This window comes from Altererythrobacter sp. B11, from assembly GCF_003569745.1.
In the GTDB taxonomy this organism is placed as follows: domain Bacteria; phylum Pseudomonadota; class Alphaproteobacteria; order Sphingomonadales; family Sphingomonadaceae; genus Croceibacterium_C.
Genome location: NZ_AP018498.1, coordinates 2,691,943 through 2,700,000, shown reverse-complemented (window position 1 = coordinate 2,700,000; position 8,058 = coordinate 2,691,943). Strand labels below are relative to the sequence as shown.

The 8,058-nt window shown below is 59.1% G+C and carries 5 protein-coding genes, 1 tRNA gene and 2 rRNA genes (1 of these 8 only partly in view); 4 read left to right on the top strand and 4 right to left on the bottom strand.

Annotation, left to right across the window (positions count from 1 at the left end):
- From AEB_RS12880 to AEB_RS12870, 3 genes are all read left to right on the top strand, one after another.
- Nucleotides 1–1,582 (top strand): 23S ribosomal RNA (locus AEB_RS12880) (it extends 1,222 nt beyond the left edge of the window).
- Between the two features lie 129 nt (nt 1,583–1,711).
- Nucleotides 1,712–1,826, top strand: a 5S ribosomal RNA gene (gene rrf / locus AEB_RS12875).
- 142 nt (nt 1,827–1,968) lie between these two features.
- Nucleotides 1,969–2,045 (top strand) — tRNA-Met (locus AEB_RS12870).
- Between the two features lie 526 nt (nt 2,046–2,571).
- On the opposite strand, the gene AEB_RS12865 is transcribed toward AEB_RS12870, so the two are convergent.
- On the bottom strand, nt 2,572–3,657 hold the full coding sequence (locus AEB_RS12865; protein ID WP_119083516.1) for a TauD/TfdA family dioxygenase: 1,086 nt from the start codon (nt 3,655–3,657) through the stop codon (nt 2,572–2,574).
- 17 nt (nt 3,658–3,674) lie between these two features.
- Nucleotides 3,675–4,694: an aldo/keto reductase gene (locus AEB_RS12860; RefSeq protein WP_119084626.1), complete on the bottom strand. Its 1,020-nt coding sequence runs from the start codon at nt 4,692–4,694 to the stop codon at nt 3,675–3,677.
- Between the two features lie 87 nt (nt 4,695–4,781).
- On the opposite strand from AEB_RS12860, the gene AEB_RS12855 reads away from it, so the two are divergent.
- Entirely contained in the window at nt 4,782–5,669 is an 888-nt protein-coding gene (locus AEB_RS12855; RefSeq protein WP_119083515.1) for a LysR family transcriptional regulator, read from the top strand.
- Nucleotides 5,670–5,680: 11 nt separating this feature from the next.
- Here AEB_RS12855 and AEB_RS12850 read toward each other — a convergent pair whose 3' ends face one another.
- Together AEB_RS12850 and AEB_RS12845 are read right to left on the bottom strand one after the other, a co-directional pair.
- Nucleotides 5,681–6,619 (bottom strand): AEC family transporter, encoded by a 939-nt coding sequence (locus AEB_RS12850; protein WP_119083514.1) that lies wholly within the window; start codon nt 6,617–6,619, stop codon nt 5,681–5,683.
- A gap of 21 nt (nt 6,620–6,640) precedes the next feature.
- Entirely contained in the window at nt 6,641–7,948 is a 1,308-nt protein-coding gene (locus tag AEB_RS12845) for an MFS transporter (RefSeq protein WP_119083513.1), read from the bottom strand.
- Nucleotides 7,949–8,058: the final 110 nt, after the last annotated feature.

Here is an 8,058-nt window from a genome sequence, read left to right as displayed (position 1 = left end):
GACTGAGCGGTAGCGGAGCGTTCCGTAAGCGAGTGAAGCGGGAGGGTAACCGACCGTGGACGTATCGGAAGTGCGAATGCTGACATGAGTAGCGACAAAAAGGGTGAGATGCCCTTTCGCCGAAAGACCAAGGGTTCCTGCGCAACGCTAATCGGCGCAGGGTGAGCCGGCCCCTAAGACGAGCCCGAAGGGGGTAGTCGATGGGAACCACGTTAATATTCGTGGGCCTGGTGGTGTGTGACGGATCATGGACGTTGTCGATCCTTATCGGATTGGTTCGGCAGCCAAGTGGTTCCAGGAAATAGCCCCACCGTATAGACCGTACCCGAAACCGACACAGGTGGTCAGGTAGAGTATACCAAGGCGCTTGAGAGAAGTATCCTGAAGGAACTCGGCAAATTGCCTCCGTACCTTCGGAAGAAGGAGGCCCTGAATTGAGGCAACTCTTTTCAGGGGGCACAGGCCAGGGGGTAGCGACTGTTTAGCAAAAACACAGGACTCTGCTAAGTCGGCTTCAAGACGACGTATAGGGTCTGACGCCTGCCCGGTGCCGGAAGGTTAAGAGGAGGAGTGCAAGCTCCGAATTGAAGCCCCGGTAAACGGCGGCCGTAACTATAACGGTCCTAAGGTAGCGAAATTCCTTGTCGGGTAAGTTCCGACCTGCACGAATGGCGTAACGACTTCCCCACTGTCTCCAGGATATGCTCAGCGAAATTGAATTCTCCGTGAAGATGCGGAGTACCCGCGGTTAGACGGAAAGACCCCGTGCACCTTTACTGCAGCTTCAGAGTGGCATTAGGAAAGAGTTGTGTAGCATAGGTGGGAGGCTTTGAAGCGACGGCGCCAGCTGTCGTGGAGCCATAGGTGAAATACCACCCTGCTGTTTTCTGATGTCTAACCTCGTACCGTTATCCGGTACAGGGACCCTCTGTGGCGGGTAGTTTGACTGGGGCGGTCGCCTCCTAAAGAGTAACGGAGGCGCGCGATGGTAGGCTCAGGCCGGTTGGAAACCGGCTGCAAGAGTGCAATGGCATAAGCCTGCCTGACTGCGAGACCGACAGGTCGAGCAGAGACGAAAGTCGGTCATAGTGATCCGGTGGTCCCTCGTGGAAGGGCCATCGCTCAACGGATAAAAGGTACGCCGGGGATAACAGGCTGATGATTCCCAAGAGCTCATATCGACGGAATCGTTTGGCACCTCGATGTCGGCTCATCACATCCTGGGGCTGGAGCAGGTCCCAAGGGTTTGGCTGTTCGCCAATTAAAGTGGTACGTGAGCTGGGTTCAGAACGTCGCGAGACAGTTTGGTCCCTATCTGCCGTGGGCGTCGATTGTTGAGAGGAGTTGCCCCTAGTACGAGAGGACCGGGGTGAACATACCTCTGGTGTACCTGTCATCGCGCCAGCGGTGCAGCAGGGTAGCTATGTATGGACGGGATAACCGCTGAAAGCATCTAAGCGGGAAGCCTCCCTCAAGATTAGCAATCATCGAGTCGTGATAGACCATCACGTTGATAGGCCGGGTGTGGAAGCGCAGTAATGCGTGAAGCTAACCGGTCCTAATAACTCTGTTCGCGCTTGTTGAATCCCACCATCAACGTCAGTCCTGCATCCCAACGGATGCACGGCCCTGACGATGATCCGGAGGATCATCCAGCCAGAGCACTCATCAAAAACAGCATCGATCAAACCGCAACACGCCGGCTCCATTGCTTGGTGGCCATAGCGCCTGTGACCCACCCGATCCCATCTCGAACTCGGACGTGAAACCAGGCAGCGCCGATGGTACTAACGCTCAAGCGTTGGAAGAGTAGGACGTCGCCAGGCATTGCAGCCGGCGTGCAGCGGAAAAAAACCCATTCACTTGTCTTCCTGGCCTCAGGCGCAGACGGTCCACGCACATAACCACGCGTCCGTCCTGCCTTGCGGAGGCATCCCCTCCGCTCCAGCCTGATACCAGCATCGGTGACGCGGGGTGGAGCAGTCCGGTAGCTCGTCAGGCTCATAACCTGAAGGTCGTTGGTTCAAATCCAACCCCCGCAACCACCGGTGTAACACTAACACCCCCAAGGCCATTGGCCTGGGGCTGTAAGGAAGTGGGTCGCTGTGCTTCAGCACTGAAGTGGGAAGATGCGAAGGACCATTCTGCACGCGATTGAGAAGCGAGAGGCGACGGCTTTCCTAAAGATCTTGGACACGGCTTCAAGCAAGCGGCGAACGCTGCGGCGGCTGAGAGCCATGCTCTCCGCCTCGATGTAGCCGACGGACGTCGGCGCTCTCCGCAAACACAGCAGACAGACAACAGCCCCAGCAGCCGGTAGTGCTTTCGAGGTTCGCGCCAGCTAAGCGCCCTAATTGGGGCTATCTAAACTTCAACGACGATCGCATGAAAGCGACATCGGATCAGTGGGCTCGATCTGACCGCAATTGCGGACGTCCCGGTTTGTCTCCTTTGGGGAACGCAGAGTGAAAAAGCGGCCGTTCCAGGGGGGCGCCCCGGGGTCAGCTTCACGCATCATTGGCGCTCATTGAACCGACCGGCTGAGACTCCAACGCCATCGGCTGACCGGTGTCAGATGTTGCCCCAATCGAGGCGGGGGATTGCTGCCTGCGTTATGCGGAACTTCTGCGTCTCAGCTGGGACTTCCTCACCGCGCATCTGTCCGCGGTCGCGTACGACGTGGCGTCCGAAGTGGGGCACCAGCGGGCGCTGAACTTCACGTTTGAGCCACAGACGCAGCAAATGGCGGCGCCTTTGCGGTTCGGGGTGGTCCTCGAACTCGGTGCGGCTGTGAAGCGCCGCATAGTTGAGAAGCCACTGCATATCGCCCGGCTGGAAATCCATGTGCAGAGCAATTCCCGGTTCCAAGCAAATCTCGTCGAGCAGCTCGAGCAGGTCGAGCTGATCGCGGGTCAGCCGCGGAACCTCGGGATAGCGCTGGGCCGAGCGGATGATCGGTGCCCCGATATAGGCCGAGAAAACACCGTCCACCCGGCTCATCATCGGAGATGTATAGGTATTCTCAGGAGCGTCGGGATCCTGCTTGCGCCAGTCATTGTACCAAGGCTCGAAGAGCAGCGGGGTGAGATCCTGTCGTCGACGCAGAACCTCGTTATACAGCGTTGCGGCGCTGACGAGGCTACTCGCTCCGCCGGACTTGGCCGAGCGCAGGCACATCAGCGCCACAACATCGGAGCTGTCCGAATGGTAGCTGAGGCCGTCGCGAATCCTCAGGCTGCTGGTGCCCGGCTCGTTATATTTACGGTCCGATGTCGCCAACACATGTTGAACCATGTCACCGACTTCATTCTGCCGCATGGGCTGGCCCAGGTGCAGCCCCAGCAGGAAGAAAATCGAGGCGCTCAGAGCATCGGAATAATGTGTCGTCCGAAGGCCGCGGACCAGCAAAAAGCCGCGACCACGGTCCATTGTCTTCCCCCATTCGCGGAGTCCCGCCGAGCAGATCTGCAGAGGATAGTCGTCGGCCTGGACCGTGCGCAGATCAGGGTTATCATCGAGAAAGCGACTGCCAACCTCTTCGAGTTCGGTCAACTCGGCAGGCGAAAGCCGGTATATCCACTCCGTTTGGTCTGCAATTTCGTCTCCACGCCACGCAACGGGAGAGGGAATGGGGTCGAAAATCGTGCTACCGTTCATGCCGCGTTCCTTGTTGCTCAGACGGGGAAAGCCGGACCTTCGCCTGCCCCGCTGGAGATTATCGCTTCGCCAATTTCGCGCAGGTCGGTTTCGGTCAGCTCAAGCCATGCCGCATCGAGCCAGCCATCGACCTGCTCGGGGCCTCGCGCTCCGACAATGGCTCCGGTCACCGCTTTCCATGCCAAGGCCCAACAGATCGCGACGGCGGCAACGCTTGTATCGTGGCGCTCGGCCACCGGCCGCATCGCCTCGACGACGTGAAGATTACGCTGAAGGTGAATGGTGAAGTCGGGATGGCGGGAACGCCAGTCGCTGTCGGGCAGGCTGGCGACCCGCTCTGCGCTGAATTTGCCGGTCAGCAGGCCCGACTGCATCGGGCTATAGACGATGACGCCGGTGCCATGGTCCGTGCACCATCCCAGTTCCCGTTCGGCAGCGCCGCGATGAATTGCGGACAGGCCAGGTTGCAGCGTATCGACATGTCCCAGCGCTTCGGCTCTTTCGAGCAGCGGCACCTGGTGGTTCGACAGCCCGACGGCCCGGACCTTGCCCTCGGCCTGAAGGTCGAGCATTGCCTGCCAGTACTCTTCCACTTCGGTCCCGTCCTCGGCAGGCCAGTGCATCTGGTAAAGATCGATCCGCTCCACGCCGAGCCGCCGCAGCGATGCCTCGCACTCGGCTTTGATGCTGGCAGCCTTGCCCACCCGGAATTTGCTGTTCCGATCCTCGGGATCCCAGACCTGACCGCATTTGGTGAAGACGAAGGGCTTCTCGCCTGCGGGGATCTGCGTCAGAGCACGCCCAACGATTTCTTCCGAGTGCCCAAGGCCGTAGATCGCTGCGGTGTCGATCCAGTTTATTCCTCGCGAAACTGCGTGGCAGATTGCCGCAATGGAGGCCTCGTCGTCCTGCGGTCCCCAGCCCACGGCCCAGTCCGGTCCGCCAATCGCCCAGGCGCCGAATCCTACGCGGGTGATGTCCATACCCGTGCGGCCGAGCGGACGAACAGGAAGCTGCTTTGCGGTTATCGACGTCATGTTCATGCAAGCGATGTTGCACCGCACCTATTCATCAATCCAGTTCTATCATAAGATAGGACTTATCTATTGGAGAGATGAAAATCCGTGGAACTGCGCCACCTTCAGCACTTCGTCGCACTGGCACAGGAGATGCATTTCTCCAGAGCGGCCGAACGGGTCAGCATCGTGCAGTCGGCACTGTCTACCAGTATCGCAATGTTAGAGGAGGAGCTGGGCGTCCGCCTGTTTCATCGCACAACCAGGCAGGTGAGGCTCACGCCGTCCGGGGAGGCATTCTACGAGAAGGCGATCCTGACGCTCAGCGCTGCACGGGATGCAAGGAGGTCCGTGGCTTCGGTACGTGATTTGCAGTCAGGTAGTCTGGTCGTGGGGACGGTGCAAACACTGCCTGCCTTCCTCGATCTGCCCGCGATCCTGGCTGCGTTCCATATGGCCTATCCCGGAATCCAGGTGCGGCTGCGCCAGGGCAATAAGCTGGATATGCCGGCGCAATTGCTGGCCGGCGAACTGGACCTTGCCATAACCTCAATGATGGATTGCCCGCGGCGCCTTCAAATGCGTGTGCTCGGCGATGAACCGATGGTGCTGGTCTGTGCGGCCGGCCATGAAATGGCGCGGCATAAGCGCATCGGGGTCGAAGCGCTTTCGCATCTGGATTTTGTAGATTTCCAACCCGGATGGGGAACAAGGCCGATCATCGATAGCCACTGGAAAGATCTCCCGGAGCGGCGCGTAGTCTTCGAGGTGAGCGATCTCGACACCATGCTGGATCTGGTTCGGCGCGGTCTGGGTGTCGCTATCGTTCCCCGCCGCAACGCGACTGAGGCCGACGGGGCTCTGGCGGCGGTCGAACTGATCGGTGCGCCAATCCGCTGGGGCATGGTCTTGATGCACCGGAAGGAAGAGGATGCGGCCGTATCCGCCTTTCTCAATCTTCCGGGGCTGGAACCGGCCACCGCACGGGCTACTTAGCCACCGCAGCTTCAGGTGGTCAGAATGATGATCCATAGCGGAGTGGTAATTGCGGAAATGGCGGTGCCCACGAGCAGTGCATTTGCCGTTACATCGCGTGCGGTTCGGTAGATGTTGGCGAACATGTATGTGTTCATGCCCGGAGCCATCGCTGCGGTCAGGACCGCCGAGTTGAGTGCTGCCTGGGTGAGTCCGAACCAGCGCGCGAATATCAAGGTCAGGGCAGGATTGATCACCAGCGCGATAATCACCACCATCCCCGTCTCACGCCACGAACCGCGTAGCGGATAGCGAATTAGTATTCCGCCTAGCGCAAAGAGCGCGACCGGAAGCGCGGCATCGCCCAACATATCGAGGGGTCTTGCCAGATAGTCGGGAAGGTTGACGGAAATCAGGTTCAATCCCAGCCCCGCCAATAGCGAAAATATGTGAGGCTGGCGCAGAATTCGGAATACCGTTGTGGCTGCCGTGCGCAGCAGTCCTCGCCCGCCCGAATTGGCAGCTTCCATTGCGCTGACACCGATGAGGTAGCAGACCGGTGCCTGGAAGGCGATGATGGCGAAATTGCTTGAAGTAGCGTCTCTGCCGAATGCCACTGCCGTGATGGGCAGGCCCAGCAGCAGAGCATTCGTATACATGGATGAGAATCCGAGCGCCACCGAACGGTCCGGCTGATGGTTGAAAAGAGCTCTCGACGAAAAGATGCCGAGAAGGAAACATACCCCTGCCGCGAGATAGAAAGACACGATCAGCCCGGTATCGAAACTCTGCGACAGATCGATCCTCGCCATCGTAGTGAAGAGCAGGCAGGGGATCGCGATGGACTGGGCAAACGCCATCAGCCCTTCGATGAAGTCCTGCGTGAACGGGCCGAAGGATGCGGCCGCCGCACCGGCCCCGATTACGAGAAAAACCGGTAGTATGACGAGAAATATGTCGAGGAAAAGCAACGTGCTACCTAACCTGCGCCGCTATTCGTTGGTGATCTTGGCGAGAGGGAGGTGGTACGAAGGAATGAAGAGAATAAGCGCTGTAGAAAATAGCATGACTATTTCCATCGCGATAAGTGCATCGGTGTAAGACCCTGTGGCATCGTATGCCGCATTCATGCCTACGGGTATCAGGCCAATTAGTACGGCGACGCCTGCGTAGACTATCGCAGCGATCTTTCCGAAATGGCGCACCCCAAAATAGCGCGAAAGCAACAGCGGCAGAGCGCTATATTCGGCACCCAGACTGATGCCCATCAGCGTGCCGGCGGCAAGCATTGCCACAAATGTCTCCGAATTGTGAGTGAGCCACAGGCCCAGCGTACCCAGCAGGTAGAAAGGCACCAATATCGCCGGACGCGCGACACGATCCATCAGATGTCCGAGCAGAGCCTGCGCGAAGGTGCAGACCAGCGCGAAGGTGGAAACGACGGTCACGGCCTGACCCATTGGAAAACCCGAATTCTGCAGAACCGGCACGACCTGCGTGAACATCGCCGTCATGCAGCCAGCACACATCCCGATGCTCGCTACCAAGGCCCAGAAGGTGCGCGTGCGTAGGGCTTGTCTGAGCGTGAAATCGGTGTCGCTGTTGTCCAACACGCGATGATCGCCCTCGGTCACGCCATGAACAGAAGGCGGATCTCTGAAAAACGCCAAGATCATCGGCAGCGCTACGAAAGCGACAATTCCGGCCGAGGCGAGAAACGCACTTCGCCAGCCGAACCAGGTTACCATCAGTCCTGCGAGGATAGGAAACATCACCGAGCCCGCCCCCGTTCCGACGCCTGACGCAATGCCCATGACGGTGCCTCTCCCGCGGTCGAACCAGCCGGCGAGGGCCTTGGCATATGTGGTACTCGTAAGCGGAGCGGCGAAGACGCACACGGCACCAAAAAGCACATAGAAAGGTCCGACCGCCGGCGGGGTCAGAGCGAAAGAGCCGATCGCGAGCGTGTACAGGCACATCGCCGTGATCAGCACCCGCCTCGGGCCATACCGGTCGAGCAGCCATCCCGTTCCAAGTGCAAGCGCAAGCGACTTCAGGATCGAGAGCGCCATCGCTCCGGCCACCAGCGACCTTGGCCAGCCGAATTCTTCGGCGATCGGAACCATTGCAACACCGAAGACAGATAGGAAAACCGGTGACAGGCTAACTGCATTGCCGACCGTTGACGCCACGACGACACCGACGCGCCGGTCGAGGTGCGAGTGAAATGTTGGTCTGGCAAAGGCTGTCTTCGGCCCTCGCTCGGCAATCACATGGCTCGTGTCACGCGCCCAAGCCATCGCTTGCACCTCCAACAACCGGCTGTCTCACAGCCATGGGATTGTCGGCACATGATCAGCACCGAGCTGTCGGCAACCTACTTCAGGCGTTCACGAAATCGTTTGATGTG